Consider the following 15,163-nt stretch of genomic DNA (forward strand, 5'->3'; position numbering starts at 1 on the left):
CAATGCGTCAGATCCCCGCTGCCGTGGCCGTGCTCGGCCTGACCGCCCTGGCCCTCGTCGGGTGCGCCCCCACCGGTCCGGCAGACGCCGGCTGCGAGCGCGTCACCGCGCCCGCCTCGTCCCTCGACCTCGTCGAGGTGACGGATGCCGAGGCGGCACCGGCGGCCACCACCACCGACCCGGTCTACGTCACGGAGACCTCGTTCACCGACATCGCGACCGGCTCGGGCACCCCGATCACGACGAGCAAGCAGGACGTCCAGCTGGGGATCACGCTCCTCGACGGCGCGACAGGTCAGACGGTACTGTCCGCGCCCACCCGCCTCGTCCAGGTGAGCGTCCTCGAGCAGACGTTCCCGACGATCGAGAAGATCCTCGACTGCGCCCGCCCGGGCTCGCGGATCGTCTCGGCCATCCCGGCGAAGGACCTGAACCCCGACCTCGTGAGCCAGATCGGCCTGAGCGAGGAGCAGGCGGCCGTGGTCGTCATCGACGTGAACACGGTCTTCCTCCCGGCGGCGAACGGCGTGCCGCAGTACGTCGACGGCAGCAACATCCCCACCGTCGTCCTCGCCCCCGACGGCACCCCGGGCATCATCGTCCCCGACGCGGTCGCGCCGAAGGACCTGATCATCAAGACGCTCAAGAAGGGCGACGGCGAGAAGCTCACCGCCGACTCGACGCCGCGCGTCAACTACACCGGTGTGCTCTGGAACACCGGAGAGGTGTTCGATTCCACGTGGGAGAAGGGCTCCCCGGCGACGCTGTCGCTGGACAGCGTCGTCCCCGGCTTCCAGAAGGCGCTGGAGGGTCAGACCGTGGGGTCGCAGGTGCTCGCGGTCATCCCTCCCGACCAGGCCTACGGCGACACGGCCTCGGGTTCCGTCCCCGCGAACTCGACGCTCGTCTTCGTGATCGACATCCTCGGGATCGACACGAGCGACGACGCCACCACGGCGACACAGTGAGCCCGCGCGGGGCCGGCGACCGGTCCCGCGCCTAGGATTGCCGTGTGCCCACCGATCCGATCCGCAGCGCGCCCGAGGAACGGCTCGTCAACCTCGTCGTCGCGTTGCTCGCGACGGAGCAAGGGCTGACGAAGGACACGATCCTCTCGTCCGTCTCGGGCTACCGCGAGCAAGGGGCGGCGGGTGCGTCGAAGGATGCGCTCGAGAAGATGTTCGAACGCGACAAGGACAGCCTGCGCTCGCTCGGCGTTCCGATCGAGACGATCGGTGACTACGCCGACCCCGACGACCTCCGCGAGGCGCGGTACCGGATCCCGACGGCCGAGTACTCCCTGCCGGTCGACATCGACTTCACCCCGGCCGAGATCGCGGTGCTCAACCTGGCCAGCGGCGTCTGGGGCGAGAGCTCCATGTCGGCGTCGGCGCGCAGCGGTCTGCGCAAGATCCAGGCGCTCGGCATCGAGGTCGACGCCCCCATCATCGGCTACGCCCCGCGCATCAGCCTGCGCGAGCCGTCCTTCTCACCGCTGCAGCGCGCGATCGAGCAGGGGCGGGTCGTCGAGTTCGACTACGTCAAGGGCGGATCGGATGCCGCGCACCGCCGCCGTGTGCAGCCGTGGGCGCTCGTCGAGTACGAGGGTCGGTGGCACGTGTACGGCTTCGATCTGCTGCAGGACGCCGAGCGCACCTTCCTGCTGACCCGCATCTCCTCGGACGTCGTCGTCACCCGGACCTCGTTCGATCTCTCGCTGCGCGAGGGCGCGGGCGACAAGGCGATCGCCGGGCTCGAGGCGGTCGCCCGTCGTCAGCGCGCGCTCGTCCAGGTCGAGCCGGGGACCGAGGCCGCGGTGCGCTTGAACCGTCGCGCGGTCGCCGCCGACGACACCGGATGCCGGGTGCCCTACGTCGACGCGCAGATCTTCGCCGACGAGCTCGCCTCCTACGGTCCCGAGGTCCGGGTGATCGAGCCGGTCGAGCTGGCCGACCTCGTCGTCGCGCGCCTCCGCCGCGCCCGCGACCTGCACGCGGAGGCCGCCGGATGAGCGCGCAACCGCTGGTCGCGACCGACCGCGCCTCCCTGATCCTCCAGCTTGTGCCGTACCTGATCTCGAAGGGCGAGGTCACCGTCGAGGACGCCGCACGCGACTTCGAGGTCGCGCCCGACGAGATGCGCTCGATGGTCGAGAAGCTGACCGTCATCGGCCTGCCGGGCGACGGCGGCTTCTGGCAGATGGCGAACGACCTCTTCGACATCGACTGGGATCTGCTCGACGAGCAGGACACCATCTCGATCACGAACGCCGTCGCGCTCGAGCGCACGCCGCGGCTGACCGCCCGCGAGGCGGCCGCCCTGCTGGCGGGCCTGCAGCTCGCGGCGAGCCTTCCGGGAGTGGGGGACAGCGGCGTCGTCCAGGGGCTCCTCGCCAAGCTCGCCGCCGGCGCGTCGAGTGCTCCGGCGGAGGTGATCGTCGCCACCCCCGTCGTCGACGACGTCCGCACCACGGTCGCGGCGGCCGTCCAGCAGGGCGTCGCCGTCTCGTTCGAGTACCGGGCTCCGGATGCGCCGGTGACCACCCGCACGGTCGACCCCGTCAAGGTCCACATCGCCGACGGCCAGTGGTACCTGCAGGGCTGGTGCCACCTGCGGCAGGCCGTGCGCACGTTCCACCTCGACCGGGTCTCCGAGGTCGTCCTCACCGACATCCCGAGCACGCACGGCGCGGACCCGCTGCCGGGCCTGTTCGAACCGACCGAGTCCGATGTGATCGTCGAGCTCCGCTGCCGTAAGGACGTCGTTCCGCTGCTCGGCGAGTTCGCGGCGCGCGCCGTCGTGCGGGGCAAGGGCGATGTCCGGTCGGTCCGTCTGCGGGTCGGTGACGAGCGCAGCCTGAAGCGACTGGCCGCGCGTCTCGGGGGCGACGTCGAGGTCGTCTCGCCCGCCACCGCGCGGGAAGCGGCGCGGGCGTGGGCCGAGGCGGGGCTCGCGCAGTACACCTGAGGACCGGCCGCTCCCGGGCGGTTAGACTGGAACGACTTCAACCCCGAGGAGCTTTCATGGGCGGTCTGCAGGGCTGGCATCTTCTCATCGTCTTGGCGGTGATCCTCCTTCTGTTCGGTGCGGCCAAACTGCCGGCGCTGGCGAAGAGCGTCGGTCAGTCGGCGCGTGTCTTCAAGGGCGAGATGAAGGCGATGAAGGAGGAGGACGGGCCGGCTGAGACGCCGAACCACCAGGCTCCTCCGGCGCCGTCCTCGGTCACCCCGCTGACGCCGCCGCCCGCGCAGGGCCCATCGCAGGGCCCCGCATCCTGATTCAGTGACGACCACCGAACGGGACGCCGCGCGAGACGACGCCCCTTACCGGGACAAGCGGATGTCGCTCGGCGACCATCTGCGAGAGTTCCGCAAACGGCTGCTGATCGCTGCCGCGGCGCTCGTCGTGGGGATGATCGTCTCCTTCATCCTGACGGACGGCATCATCTGGGCGATGACGGAGCCCATCCGCATCGTCGCCGAGCGTCGAGGTGACGAGGATGCCGTCACCCTCATGTTCGCGACGGTGACATCCGCCTTCGACCTCCGCATCCGCATCTCCTTCGCCGTCGGCCTGCTCATCTCTGCGCCTGTCTGGCTGTGGCAGATCTGGGCCTTCCTGATGCCCGGGCTGACGCGGAAGGAGATCCGTTACACGATCGGGTTCGTCGCTGCCGCGGTGCCCCTGTTCTTCGCAGGCACCTTCACCGGCTGGCTGATCCTTCCGCACCTCGTCGAGCTGATGGCCGGCTTCACGCCCGTCGGCGCCTCCAACTTCTACGACGCGAAGTACTACTACGACTTCGTGTTCAAACTCCTCCTCGTCGTGGGCGTCGCCTACGTGACCCCGGTGTTCCTCGTCGCCTTGAACCTCGCCGGCGTCATGACTGGCCGCGAGATCATCAAGGGCTGGCGCGTGGCGATCGTCATCGCGACGGTGTTCGCCGGAGCCGCCACCCCCGCAGCCGACGTCGTCAGCATGCTCATCCTCGCGGGCATCCTGACGGTGCTCTTCTTCGCCGCCGCCGGACTCTCGATGCTCTTCGATCGCCGCAAACGCAAGCGCGACGAGGCGCTCCTCGCTCCGGTCGCATGACGGACCCCTCGGCACGCTACGCCCGCGCGCAGTCGGAGCGCCGGCATCCGATCTCCGCCTCCTTCGCGTCCCTGCAGCGGTTCGACCTCGACCCGTTCCAGATCGAGGGCTGTCACGCGCTCGAAGAGGGGAGGAGCGTGCTCGTCGCCGCCCCGACGGGCGCTGGCAAGACGATCGTCGGCGAGTTCGCCATCCACCTCGCGATGCGGGAACCGGGCGACAAGGCCTTCTACACGACGCCGATGAAGGCGCTGTCGAACCAGAAGTTCCGCGAGCTGCAGGAGGTCTACGGCGAGGGCGAGGTCGGCTTGCTCACCGGCGACACGAACATCAACGGGAACGCGCGCGTCGTGGTCATGACCACCGAAGTGCTCCGGAACATGCTCTACGCCGACTCGCCGGCCCTGCGCGGACTCCGCTACGTCGTGATGGACGAGGTGCACTACCTCGCCGACCGGTTCCGCGGACCGGTGTGGGAGGAGGTCATCCTCCATCTGCCGCCCGCTGTGCGCCTCGTCTCTCTGTCGGCGACGGTCTCGAACGCCGAGGAATTCGGCGACTGGCTCGACACGGTCCGCGGCGACACGGCCGTGATCGTCTCCGAGACCCGTCCCGTTCCGCTCGAGCAGCACGTCCTCGTGCGCGGCGACCTCCTGCCGCTGTTCGACGACCGCGCCGGCGTCGCCACCGCACAGGTGAACCAGGAGCTCACCCGCATCCGCTCACCCAAGGGTGCCCTTTACGAGAACAATCGCCGCGCCATGGAGTACCGCTCACGCGGCGATCAGGAGAGGCGCCGCCCGCACCGGGGCGGTAAGCGTCCCGTACGACCGTCGACGGCGATGCGGACCGAGCGGATGGACCGTCCGCAGGTCGTCGAGCTGCTGGGTCGCTCCAACCTGCTGCCGGCCATCTTCTTCATCTTCAGTCGGGTCGGATGCGACGCCGCGGTGCAGCAGGTCCGGCGCGCGGGTGTGTGGCTGACCGACACCGCGGAGCGCGACGAGATCCGCTGGATCATCGACGAGCGGATGCGGGCGCTTCAAGACGAGGACCTCGGCGTCCTCGGTTACTGGGAGTGGCGCGACAACCTCGAGCGGGGGATCGCGTCCCACCACGCGGGTCTGCTGCCCGCGTTCAAGGAGGTCGTCGAGGAGCTGTTCCAGCGCAAACTCGTGAAGGTGGTCTTCGCGACCGAGACCCTGGCGCTCGGGATCAACATGCCCGCCCGGACCGTCGTGCTCGAGAAGCTCGAGAAGTTCAACGGCGAGGCGCGGGTCGCGATCACGTCGGGCGAGTACACACAGCTCACCGGGCGGGCGGGCCGGCGCGGCATCGACGTCGAGGGGCATGCGGTCGTCCAGTGGACCGAGTCGCTCGACCCGCAGGCGGTGGCGGCGCTCGCGTCGCGCCGCACGTACCCGCTCAACTCGAGCTTCCGGCCGACGTACAACATGGCGGTCAACCTGATCGACCAGTTCGGCCGGCCGCGGGCGAGAGAGATCCTCGAGTCCTCGTTCGCGCAGTTCCAGGCGGACCGCGCCGTCGTGGGCCTCGCCCGGCAGGTGAAGGAGGCCGAGACATCCCTCGCGGGCTACGAGAAGTCGATGACGTGCGACCGCGGCGATTTCGCCGAGTACTCCGGTATCCGGCGCGACCTCAGTGACGCCGAGAAGCTCAACCGCGCCGATCGGACGGCGCCGGCCCGCATCCGTCAGCAACGCCAGAACGAGATCCAGTCGCTGCGTCGCCGGATGCAGCGGCACCCCTGCCACGGCTGCCCCGATCGCGAGAACCACGCCCGCTGGGCCGAGCGGTACTGGAAGTTGCGTCGGCGCACCGATCGCACGCGCCGCGACATCGAGACCCGCACCGGCACCGTCGCGCGGATCTTCGACCGCATCATCGACGTGCTGGCCGAGCTGGACTACGTCGCCTTCGACGACGACGGCGCGGCCACGCTCACGGCCGCCGGGCGCACAATGCGCCGCATCTACGGCGAACGCGATCTGCTGGTCGCGGAGTCCCTGCGCCGCGGGCTGTGGCGCGAGCTCGACCCCGCCGGCCTCGCCGCCCTCGCGTGCTGCCTCGTCTACGAGCCGCGCCGCGACGAGGCCGGGGAGTACCGCTTGCCGCGCGGGCCGTTCCGTGAGGCCCTCACGAAGACGCAGGACCTCTGGAGCCGGCTCGACGACCTCGAACAGGCGCACCACCTACCGGGCACCGAGGCGATCGCGACCGGCCTCGCGCAGGCCATGAACTCCTGGGCGCGCGGGGCGTCGCTCGACGTCGTCCTCACCGAGGCGGACATGGCCGCGGGCGACTTCGTCCGGTGGACGAAGCAGACGATCGACCTGCTCGACCAGCTGTCGATCGTGGCGGATGCCGATGTCGCGACGACCGCGCGGAAGGCCCTGGACGCCGTGCGACGGGGCATCGTCGCCTACAGCTCGGTGTGACGCCTGGCCGGGTGCGGCCCGGCTGACAACACGATCGCCCTCCCGCACGGCCTGCGGCCGAACGTGAGGGCGATGGAGGGGATGACGGGAATCGAACCCGCGTAATCAGTTTGGAAGACTGAGGCTCTACCATTGAGCTACATCCCCGTCGGCGCCGCGATGAGCGCCTCGACGAGTGTACCCGACATGGTCGGCTAGACTGACCAACGGCCGTTTTTCGGCGCTCGCCAGCGTGCGCGCCCGGGGCGTAGCTCAGCTTGGTAGAGCGCCCGCTTTGGGAGCGGGAGGCCGCAGGTTCAAATCCTGTCGCCCCGACCAACGGCCCCACGAACCCAGATCACCGAACGGACGCGCGTGTGCGCGGCCGGACAAGGAGAACGACAGGCATGGTCACCAGCACCGTCGAGCAGCTCACCCCCACCCGGGTGAAGCTCCACATCACGGTCACCCCGGAGGAGCTCAAGCCGAGCATCTCCCACGCGTACGAGCACATCGCGCAGGACGTCCAGATCCCCGGCTTCCGCAAGGGCAAGGTCCCCGCGCCGATCATCGACCAGCGCATCGGGCGCGAGGCCGTCCTCGAGCACGCCGTCAGCGAGGGGCTCGACGCGTTCTACCGCGAGGCCGTCACGGCCAACGAGGTGCGTATCGTCGGCCGCCCGGCCGCCGAGATCGTCGAGTGGCCGAGCACGAAGGACTTCTCCGGCGACCTCAAGGTCGAGGTCGAGGTGGACGTCCGCCCCGAGTTCGAGCTGCCCTCCTACGACGACATCACGATCGAGGTCGACGCCGTCGAGACCGACGAGGCCGCCGTCGACGCCGAGCTCGACAAGCTCCGCAGCCGTTTCGGCACGCTCGTGACCGTCGACCGTCCCGCCAAGGCCGGCGACTTTGTCGAGCTCGACCTCGTCGCCACGATCGACGGCGCCGAGATCGACCGCGCCGAGGGCGTGTCCTACGAAGTCGGCTCGGGCGAGCTGCTCGAGGGCATCGACGAGGCCGTCGAGTCGCTCACCGCCGGTGAGGACACCACGTTCCGCTCGAAGCTCGTCGGCGGCGACCACGCCGGTGAAGAGGCCGAGGTCGCCGTGACGGTCAAGGCCGTCAAGGAGCGCGAGCTCCCCGAGGCCGACGACGACTTCGCGCAGGTCGCCTCCGAGTTCGACACGATCGCCGAGCTCCGCGAGAGCCTCGTCGAGCGTGTCTCGGAGCAGGCCGTCTTCACGCAGGGCTCCGCCGCGCGCGACAAGCTCGTCGAGGCCCTCATCGAGAAGGCCGACATCCCCGTCCCCGCCAAGCTGGTCGAGGACGAGGTCCACGCCCACCTCGAGGGCGAGGGCCGCCTGGAGGACGACGTGCACCGCGCCGAGGTCACCGAGGCGAGCGAGAAGCAGTTCCGCACGCAGATGATCCTCGACAAGATCGCCGAGAAGCACGAGGTGCAGGTCTCCCAGGAGGAGCTCACCCAGTACCTCATCCAGTCGTCGGCGCAGTACGGCATGTCGCCGCAGGACTTCGTCAACGCGCTGCAGGAGGGCAACCAGATCCCGCTCATGGTCGGTGAGGTCGCCCGCAACAAGGCCCTGGCGATCGCGCTCGGCAAGGTGAACGTCGTCGACACCAACGGCAAGAAGGTCGACCTGGCCGGCTTCGCCGCCGAGGACGAGGACGCCGGTGAGGAGGCAGCCGACGAGAAGCCGGCCGCCGAGAAGGCGCCTGCCAAGAAGGCTCCGGCGAAGAAGGCTCCGGCCAAGAAGGCCGCCGCCGACAAGGCGGATGCCGCCGACGAGGCAGCCGAGGAGAAGCCGGCCGCCAAGAAGGCTCCGGCCCGCAAGCCGGCCGCCAAGAAGGCCGACGCGGACGCCGCCGAGGCGCCCACCAAGAAGGCTCCCGCCAAGCGCGCTACCAAGAAGGCCGCCGACGCGGAGTGATCGTTTCGAAGGGCGGCGGGTGCCTCACGGCCCCGCCGCCCTTCGGCGTCTCCGGGCAACGTCCGCGGGCCGCGCGCGGCTGGATGCCCGCCCCGGTATGCCCACGGCGAACACGGGCGAGGCGCTCGGGACGCGCCACTAGATTCGAAGCACGAACACGAATCCAGGAGAGCATCCATGGCTGAACCCCTTATGGCGACCAGTGTCTTCGACCGGCTGCTGAAGGACCGAATCATCTGGCTCGGTTCCGAGGTGCGCGACGAGAACGCGAACGAGATCTGCGCCAAGATCCTGCTGCTCGCGGCCGAGGATTCCGAGAAGGACATCTACCTCTACATCAACTCGCCCGGTGGCTCGATCACCGCCGGCATGGCGATCTACGACACGATGCAGTTCGTGCCGAACGACATCGTCACCGTCGGCATCGGCATGGCCGCCTCGATGGGTCAGCTCCTGCTGACCAGCGGCACGAAGGGCAAGCGCTACATCACGCCCAACGCCCGTGTGCTGCTGCACCAGCCCCACGGTGGCTTCGGCGGTACGGCCAGCGACATCCAGACCCAGGCCCAGCTGATCATCTCGATGAAGAACCGTCTCGCGGAGATCACGTCCGCGCAGACCGGCAAGTCCGTCGAGCAGATCAACGCCGACGGCGACCGCGACCGCTGGTTCACGGCCGAGGAAGCCCTCGAGTACGGCTTCGTCGACCACATCCGCGAACACGCCGCCGACGTCGCCGGCGGTGGCGGGACCGAGAACTGATCGCCCGGAGGACGAAGAGAATGCACACCCCCACTTTCGGTCGCCCGCAGGGCGTCGCCATGCCCTCGAGCCGCTACATCCTGCCGCAGTTCGAAGAGCGCACCGCGTACGGCTACAAGCGCCAGGACCCGTACAACAAGCTGTTCGAGGACCGCGTCATCTTCCTGGGCGTCCAGGTCGACGACGCGTCCGCGGACGACGTGATGGCGCAGCTGCTGGTCCTCGAGTCGATGGACCCCGACCGCGACATCATCATGTACATCAACTCGCCCGGTGGCTCGTTCACGGCCATGACGGCGATCTACGACACGATGCAGTACATCTCGCCCCAGGTGTCGACGGTCGTCCTCGGACAGGCGGCCTCGGCGGCATCCGTCCTGCTGGCCGCGGGTGCCACCGGCAAGCGTCTCGCGCTGCCGAACGCCCGCATCCTCATGCACCAGCCGGCCGTCGGCGAGGCCGGTCACGGGCAGGCGTCCGACATCGAGATCCAGGCGGCGGAGATCCTCCGCATGCGCACCTGGCTCGAGGAGACGATGGCCCGTCACACCAACCGCACCGTCGAGCAGGTCAACAAGGACATCGACCGCGACAAGATCCTCTCGGCCCAGGAGGCGCTCGAGTACGGCATCGTCGACCAGGTCCTGACCTCGCGCAAGCGCACCCCCGCCGCCATCACCGCGTGATGCCGGCACCCGACGCCCCGCCGATCCGTCGGCGGGGCGTCGTCGTCCACACTCGCGTCGCAATCCACCCCGTGCCCGGATCTGCGATTAGGCTCATCTCCACCGGCACGAGATCCTGAGGGGGACACCATGGCACGCATCGGTGAGAGCGCCGACCTGTTCAAGTGTTCCTTCTGCGGCAAGAGCCAGAAGCAGGTCCAGCAGCTGATCGCCGGCCCCGGCGTCTACATCTGCGACGAGTGCGTCGAGCTCTGCAACGAGATCATCGAAGAGCGCATGGCCGAGTCCGGCGACGGTGAGGTCAAGGACTTCGACCTTCCCAAGCCGCGCGAGATCTTCAGCTTCCTCGAGGAGTACGTCGTCGGTCAGGACTCCGCCAAGCGCGCCCTCGCCGTCGCCGTCTACAACCACTACAAGCGCGTCCGCGCCCGCAGCACGATCCAGTCCGCCGAGCAGCGCGCCGACGAGGTCGAGATCGCCAAGAGCAACATCCTGCTGCTGGGACCGACCGGATGCGGCAAGACGTACCTCGCGCAGACGCTCGCCAAGCGGCTGAACGTCCCCTTCGCGGTGGCGGACGCGACGGCCCTCACCGAGGCCGGCTACGTCGGCGAGGACGTCGAGAACATCCTCCTCAAGCTGCTGCAGGCCGCCGACTTCGACGTCAAGCGCGCCGAGACGGGCATCATCTACATCGACGAGGTCGACAAGATCGCCCGCAAGGCCGAGAACCCGTCGATCACCCGCGACGTCTCGGGTGAAGGCGTCCAGCAGGCACTGCTGAAGATCCTCGAGGGCACCGTCGCCTCGGTGCCGCCGCAGGGCGGTCGCAAGCACCCGCATCAGGAGTTCATCCAGATCGACACGACGAACGTCCTGTTCATCGTCGCGGGCGCGTTCGCGGGGCTCGAGGACATCATCTCGTCGCGTGTCGGCAAGCACGGCGTCGGCTTCGGTGCTCCGCTGCAGGACAAGGAGCAGGAGCTGGACGTCTTCCGCGACGTCCTCCCTGAGGACCTGCACAAGTTCGGCCTCATCCCCGAGTTCATCGGCCGCCTGCCCGTCGTCACGACGGTGTCGCCGCTCGACCAGACCGCGCTGATCGAGATCCTCACCGGTCCCAAGAACGCGTTCGTCAAGCAGTACCAGCGGATGTTCGAGCTGGACGGTGTCGAGCTCGAGTTCGAGGACGATGCGCTCCGTGCCGTCGCCGACCTCGCCGTCGCCCGCAAGACCGGCGCCCGCGGTCTCCGGGCCATTCTCGAGGACGTCCTCGGTCCGATCATGTTCGAGATCCCCTCCGCGGAGGACGTTGACAAAGTCGTGGTCACGCGCGCCGCCGTCCAGGACGGCGCGCCCCCCACCCTCGTGCTGCGCCAGAAGCGCAAGAGCGCCTGACGCCCGCGGATGTCGTAGGCCGGGGGTAGCGTCCCCGTCATGGGACGCATCCTCTACGACACCGCCACGACGGCCAACGGATTCATCGCCGACGAGGAGAACTCCCTCGCCTGGCTGTTCGCCGTCGAGAACGGCGACACCCCGGACGACGCCCTCCTGCCGTCCGGGGCGACCGTGCTCGTCGAAGGATCGACGACCTACGAATGGGTGCTGGCGGAGTCCGACATCCTCGCCCACCCCGAGCGGTGGACGCAGTTCCACGGCGGGCGTCCGACGTTCGTGTTCACGACGCGGGACCTGCCGCGACCCGCGGGCGCCGACATCCGCTTCGTCCGGGGACCGGTGGCATCCGTCCTTCCCGACATCCGTGAGGCCGCCGGCGACGGCGACGTCTGGATCGTCGGCGGGGGAGACCTCGCCGGTCAGTTCCTCGACGTCGGGGCGCTCGACGAGATCGCCGTGTCGGTCGCGCCCGTCTTCCTCACCGGCGGCGCACCGCTGTTGCCGCGTCGACTCGAGTCCGACCGCCTGCGGCTCGTGTCGGCCGAGGCGGTCGGACAGTTCGCGCGACTCGTCTACCGCGTCGGCTCGGCGGCGGGCTGAGCCCGGTCAGCCCGTGAGACCGCGGCGCTCGAGCAGCGGCTCGATCCGCGCGTCGCGACCGCGGAAGTCGCGGTAGGCCTCGAGCGGGTCCTTCGACCCGCCCACACCGAGCAGGCGCTCGCGGAACCGGTCGCCGTTCGCACGGGTGAGGCCGCCGTTCTCGCGGAACCATTCCACGGTGTCGGCGTCGAGGACCTCGCTCCAGATGTAGGAGTAGTAGCCGGCGCTGTAGCCGCCCGAGAAGACGTGCGCGAAGTACGTGGACGAGTACCGGGTCGGCACGGCGGGGTTGTCGAGCCCGATGTCGGCGAGGGCGGTCGCTTCGAAGGCATCGACGTCGATCTCGGATGCCGTGTCCTCGACGTCGAGGCTGTGCCACGCCTGATCGATCCAGGATGCGGCCAGGTACTCGCTGGTGGCGAAGCCCTGGTTGAAGGCCTCCGATTCGCGCAGCTTCGCGACGACCTCCGCCGGGAGCGGCTCATCGGTGTCGATGTGGCGGGCGTACGAGGCCAGGATCTCGGGCCAGAAGATCCACATCTCGTTGACCTGGCTCGGGAACTCGACGAAGTCGCGGAAGACCGCCGTGCCGGCGAAGTGCGGGTAGGTCACCGTCGCGAACAGTCCGTGCAGCGCGTGACCGAATTCGTGGAAGAGCGTCGTGACCTCGTCGAGGGTCAGCAGCGTGGGGCTGCCGGGCGCGGGCTGCGGCACGTTGAGGTTGTTCACGACGATCGGCGCCGTGCGGCGCAGGGCGGACTGCGAGAGGATCGAGTTCATCCACGCCCCGCCGCGCTTCGAGTCGCGGGTGTAGAGGTCGAGGATGTAGAGCCCGAGATGCGAGCCGTCCTCGTTCCGGACCTCGAACACGCGCGCCCCGGGGTGGTAGGCGGGCAGATCGGGGCGCTCGGTGAAGGTGATGCCGTACAGGTCGGTCGCCGCGCGGAACACGCCGTCGACGAGCACGCGCTCGGCCTCGAACCAGGGCCGCAGCGCGGTGCGGTCGAGGTCGTACCGTGCGGCGCGGACCCGCTCGGTGTAGAACGCCCAGTCGTGCGCCGCCAGGTCGAACCCACCGCCGTCGCGGTCGATGATCTCCTGCAGTGCCGCCTGCTCCTGCCGGGCGTTCTCCGCCGCGGGCACGGCGAGGCGGCGCAGCAGCGCGTGCACCGCCTCGGGCGAACCGGCCGTCTCGTCCGCGGTGACGTACGCCGCGTGCGAGTCGTACCCCAGCACCCGGGCGCGCTCGGCGCGCAGCCGGACGATCTCGGTGAGGACCGCGCGGTTGTCGTTCTCGTTGCCGCGTCGCCCTCGCGAGCGGGAGGCGGTCATCAGCTTCTCGCGGCTCGCGCGGGACGTGAGCGAGGAGAGGTAGGGATGCCCCGTGAACAGCGTCAGCGTGATGACGAACTTCCCGTCGAGGCCGCGATCGGCGGCGTTGCGTGCCGCGGCCGACAGTTCGCCGTCGGTGAGGCCGTCGAGTTCCGCGGCGTCGTCGAACACGACGGCGAGCTCGTTGGTGTCGGCGAGGAGGTTCTTCTCGAAGGTCGTCGTCAGGACGGAGAGCTGCTGGTTGAGCTCCGTGAGGACGGTCTTGTCGGCCGCGTCGAGTCCGGCACCCGCGTTCGTCATCTCGCGGTGGGTGCGCTCCACGAGGTAGCGGTCCTCCCCGGTGAGGCCGAGGTCGTCCAGCTGCGCGTGGACGGCGGCGACCCGCGCGTACAAGCGGGCGTCGAGGGTGACGGCGTCCTGGTGCGCGGCCATGAGCGGCGCGAGCTGCTCGTCGATCTCCTGGATCTCGGCCGTCGCGTCGGCGGAGCTGACGGTGTAGAAGGTGCGTGCGACGCGTCCCAGCAGCTCGCCGGAGCGCTCGAGGGCGACGAGCGTGTTCTCGAACGTGGGCTCCTCCGTCGAGGCGGCGATGGCCTCGATTTCCGCGCGGTGAGCCGCGAACGCCTGCTCGAAAGCGGGCAGGTAGTGCTCGGGGCGGATGCGGGGGTAATCCGGCAGATCGAACGGGAGAGGGGAGGGCGAGAGGAGCGGGTTGGCAGCGGCATCCGTCATCGTCCCAGCGTACGTCGCGGTTAGGAACCGCGGCGTGCAAAGGACCCGTTGCAAAGAAAAACTTGCAAAGTAAGCCATGCAAAGGTATCTTTGCATCATGACCGAACAGCGACAGGTGCGCGAAGACCGCAAATTGGATGCCGGGGCCCTCCGTGCCCTCGCGCATCCGCTGCGTGTGCAGCTCTTCGACATCCTGTCGCAGTACGGACCCCAGACGGCGAGTTCGCTCGCCGAGCGCACGGGGGAGTCCTCGGGGGCGACGAGCTACCACCTGCGGGCGCTGGCCAAACAGGACCTCATCCGCGAGATCCCCGACCGCGGTTCGGCGCGGGAGCGGTGGTGGGAGCGTGCGGACAAGTCCGTCTCCTTCGACAGCCCCGAGGCCCTCGCGTCGCCGGCCATCCGGTCGGCCACGCAGCTCATCATGAACGAGTTCCTCGGTCGCCGGCACCAGCAGTTGATGCGTCACGTCAGCGAGGGCATCGCGTCGCCCGACAAGGAGGACGACGCCGCGATGATCTCCACCGCGAACATCCACCTCACGCGCGATGACGCTATGGCGCTCATCGCGCGTCTGTCCGCCGTCGTCGACGAGGCCGTCGCCGGTGCCCGCGGGCGCGAAGAAGAGCCCGACCGACTGCCGTTCACCATCCGGGTGGACGTGTTCCAGCTTCCCGAGGACGGAGACGGACGATGACCACGATCACCATTCCTGCGCTGGACGTCGCCGCGCGTCCGACCCGGCTCGAGGCGGCACTGCTCGCGGCGTCGGCCTCGGTGCAGCGCGCCGTGGCCGCACGGATGATGCGCCGCGCCGAGCAGGCACTGACGCAGTCAGCCGCCGACGAGCACGTCGAGCGCACCCGCGCCGACGTCGCCGCGCACCTCGCGCGTCACCCGCGCGGCTGAGCCTGCGTCAGGCCATTCCGTCGTCGTCGAGATGACCGACGACGATCTCGCCCTCGCGGTCCACACGCACGACGACCCCTGTCTCGAGCTCCGCGACCGGGCGTCCCTCGAGCCAGGTCAGCGTCCATCGTGGGCGGGGCTGGCCGAGCGGATCCTGGTCGATCGTGGCGTCCACGGCCGCGATCTGCTCTCGCAGGATCTCCGGCACGGCGGACGGCGGCTGGTCGCCGCTGGTCCAACGGGTTCCGAGCTGCAT

The 15,163-nt window shown here is 69.4% G+C and carries 14 protein-coding genes, 2 tRNA genes and 1 pseudogene; 14 read left to right on the plus strand and 3 right to left on the minus strand.

What is annotated here, in order from left to right; genetic code table 11:
• Window positions 1-2 precede the first annotated feature (2 nt).
• The 6 genes from Q9S36_RS00960 to Q9S36_RS00985 all read left to right on the plus strand — a co-directional run bounded on the left by Q9S36_RS00960 (window position 3) and on the right by Q9S36_RS00985 (window position 6,554).
• Window positions 3-968, plus strand: a complete 966-nt coding sequence (locus Q9S36_RS00960; RefSeq protein WP_311283601.1) for an FKBP-type peptidyl-prolyl cis-trans isomerase — start codon at window positions 3-5, stop codon at window positions 966-968.
• Window positions 969-1,012: 44 nt separating this feature from the next.
• Complete coding sequence (locus tag Q9S36_RS00965; protein WP_217531512.1) at window positions 1,013-2,011, plus strand: YafY family protein; 999 nt, start codon at window positions 1,013-1,015, stop codon at window positions 2,009-2,011.
• Window positions 2,008-2,967, plus strand: a complete 960-nt coding sequence (locus Q9S36_RS00970) for a WYL domain-containing protein (protein ID WP_311283603.1) — start codon at window positions 2,008-2,010, stop codon at window positions 2,965-2,967. The genes Q9S36_RS00965 and Q9S36_RS00970 overlap by 4 nt, the downstream gene beginning before the upstream one ends.
• A gap of 56 nt (window positions 2,968-3,023) precedes the next feature.
• Window positions 3,024-3,278 carry a Sec-independent protein translocase subunit TatA gene (tatA, locus tag Q9S36_RS00975; RefSeq protein WP_311283605.1) on the plus strand — a complete coding sequence of 85 codons (255 nt, stop codon included), beginning with the start codon at window positions 3,024-3,026 and terminating at the stop codon, window positions 3,276-3,278.
• A 61-nt stretch (window positions 3,279-3,339) separates the two neighbouring features.
• Window positions 3,340-4,095, plus strand: coding sequence for a twin-arginine translocase subunit TatC (tatC, locus tag Q9S36_RS00980; RefSeq protein ID WP_311284437.1), 756 nt, complete (start codon window positions 3,340-3,342; stop codon window positions 4,093-4,095).
• Window positions 4,092-6,554, plus strand: a complete 2,463-nt coding sequence (locus Q9S36_RS00985) for a DEAD/DEAH box helicase (protein ID WP_311283606.1) — start codon at window positions 4,092-4,094, stop codon at window positions 6,552-6,554. Before tatC ends, Q9S36_RS00985 begins: the two co-directional genes overlap by 4 nt.
• 73 nt (window positions 6,555-6,627) lie before the next feature.
• On the opposite strand, the gene Q9S36_RS00990 is transcribed toward Q9S36_RS00985, so the two are convergent.
• A tRNA-Gly gene (locus Q9S36_RS00990) sits at window positions 6,628-6,701 on the minus strand.
• A 94-nt stretch (window positions 6,702-6,795) separates the two neighbouring features.
• Between Q9S36_RS00990 and Q9S36_RS00995 the strand changes: the two genes are divergently transcribed.
• The 6 genes and pseudogenes from Q9S36_RS00995 to Q9S36_RS01020 all read left to right on the plus strand — a co-directional run bounded on the left by Q9S36_RS00995 (window position 6,796) and on the right by Q9S36_RS01020 (window position 11,934).
• Window positions 6,796-6,872: transfer RNA gene (locus Q9S36_RS00995), tRNA-Pro, on the plus strand.
• 68 nt (window positions 6,873-6,940) lie between these two features.
• Entirely contained in the window at window positions 6,941-8,485 is a 1,545-nt protein-coding gene (gene tig / locus Q9S36_RS01000; protein WP_311283607.1) for a trigger factor, read from the plus strand.
• A gap of 165 nt (window positions 8,486-8,650) precedes the next feature.
• Window positions 8,651-9,247 (plus strand): annotated as a pseudogene (locus Q9S36_RS01005) (ATP-dependent Clp protease proteolytic subunit); the annotation flags it as partial.
• A 20-nt stretch (window positions 9,248-9,267) separates the two neighbouring features.
• Window positions 9,268-9,933 (plus strand): ATP-dependent Clp protease proteolytic subunit, encoded by a 666-nt coding sequence (locus Q9S36_RS01010; RefSeq protein WP_064002237.1) that lies wholly within the window; start codon window positions 9,268-9,270, stop codon window positions 9,931-9,933.
• A gap of 129 nt (window positions 9,934-10,062) precedes the next feature.
• Entirely contained in the window at window positions 10,063-11,331 is a 1,269-nt protein-coding gene (clpX, locus tag Q9S36_RS01015; protein WP_064002236.1) for an ATP-dependent Clp protease ATP-binding subunit ClpX, read from the plus strand.
• A 39-nt stretch (window positions 11,332-11,370) separates the two neighbouring features.
• Window positions 11,371-11,934 (plus strand): dihydrofolate reductase family protein, encoded by a 564-nt coding sequence (locus Q9S36_RS01020; protein ID WP_311283608.1) that lies wholly within the window; start codon window positions 11,371-11,373, stop codon window positions 11,932-11,934.
• A 6-nt stretch (window positions 11,935-11,940) separates the two neighbouring features.
• Here Q9S36_RS01020 and Q9S36_RS01025 read toward each other — a convergent pair whose 3' ends face one another.
• Window positions 11,941-13,998 (minus strand): M3 family metallopeptidase, encoded by a 2,058-nt coding sequence (locus Q9S36_RS01025; protein WP_311283609.1) that lies wholly within the window; start codon window positions 13,996-13,998, stop codon window positions 11,941-11,943.
• A 97-nt stretch (window positions 13,999-14,095) separates the two neighbouring features.
• Between Q9S36_RS01025 and Q9S36_RS01030 the strand changes: the two genes are divergently transcribed.
• Window positions 14,096-14,695, plus strand: a complete 600-nt coding sequence (locus Q9S36_RS01030) for a helix-turn-helix domain-containing protein (protein WP_311283610.1) — start codon at window positions 14,096-14,098, stop codon at window positions 14,693-14,695.
• Window positions 14,692-14,907: a hypothetical protein gene (locus Q9S36_RS01035; RefSeq protein WP_311283611.1), complete on the plus strand. Its 216-nt coding sequence runs from the start codon at window positions 14,692-14,694 to the stop codon at window positions 14,905-14,907. Before Q9S36_RS01030 ends, Q9S36_RS01035 begins: the two co-directional genes overlap by 4 nt.
• 7 nt (window positions 14,908-14,914) lie before the next feature.
• On the opposite strand, the gene Q9S36_RS01040 is transcribed toward Q9S36_RS01035, so the two are convergent.
• Window positions 14,915-15,163 carry a hypothetical protein gene (locus Q9S36_RS01040; protein ID WP_311283612.1) on the minus strand — a complete coding sequence of 83 codons (249 nt, stop codon included), beginning with the start codon at window positions 15,161-15,163 and terminating at the stop codon, window positions 14,915-14,917.

It is taken from the genome of Microbacterium sp. ARD31 (assembly GCF_031844425.1).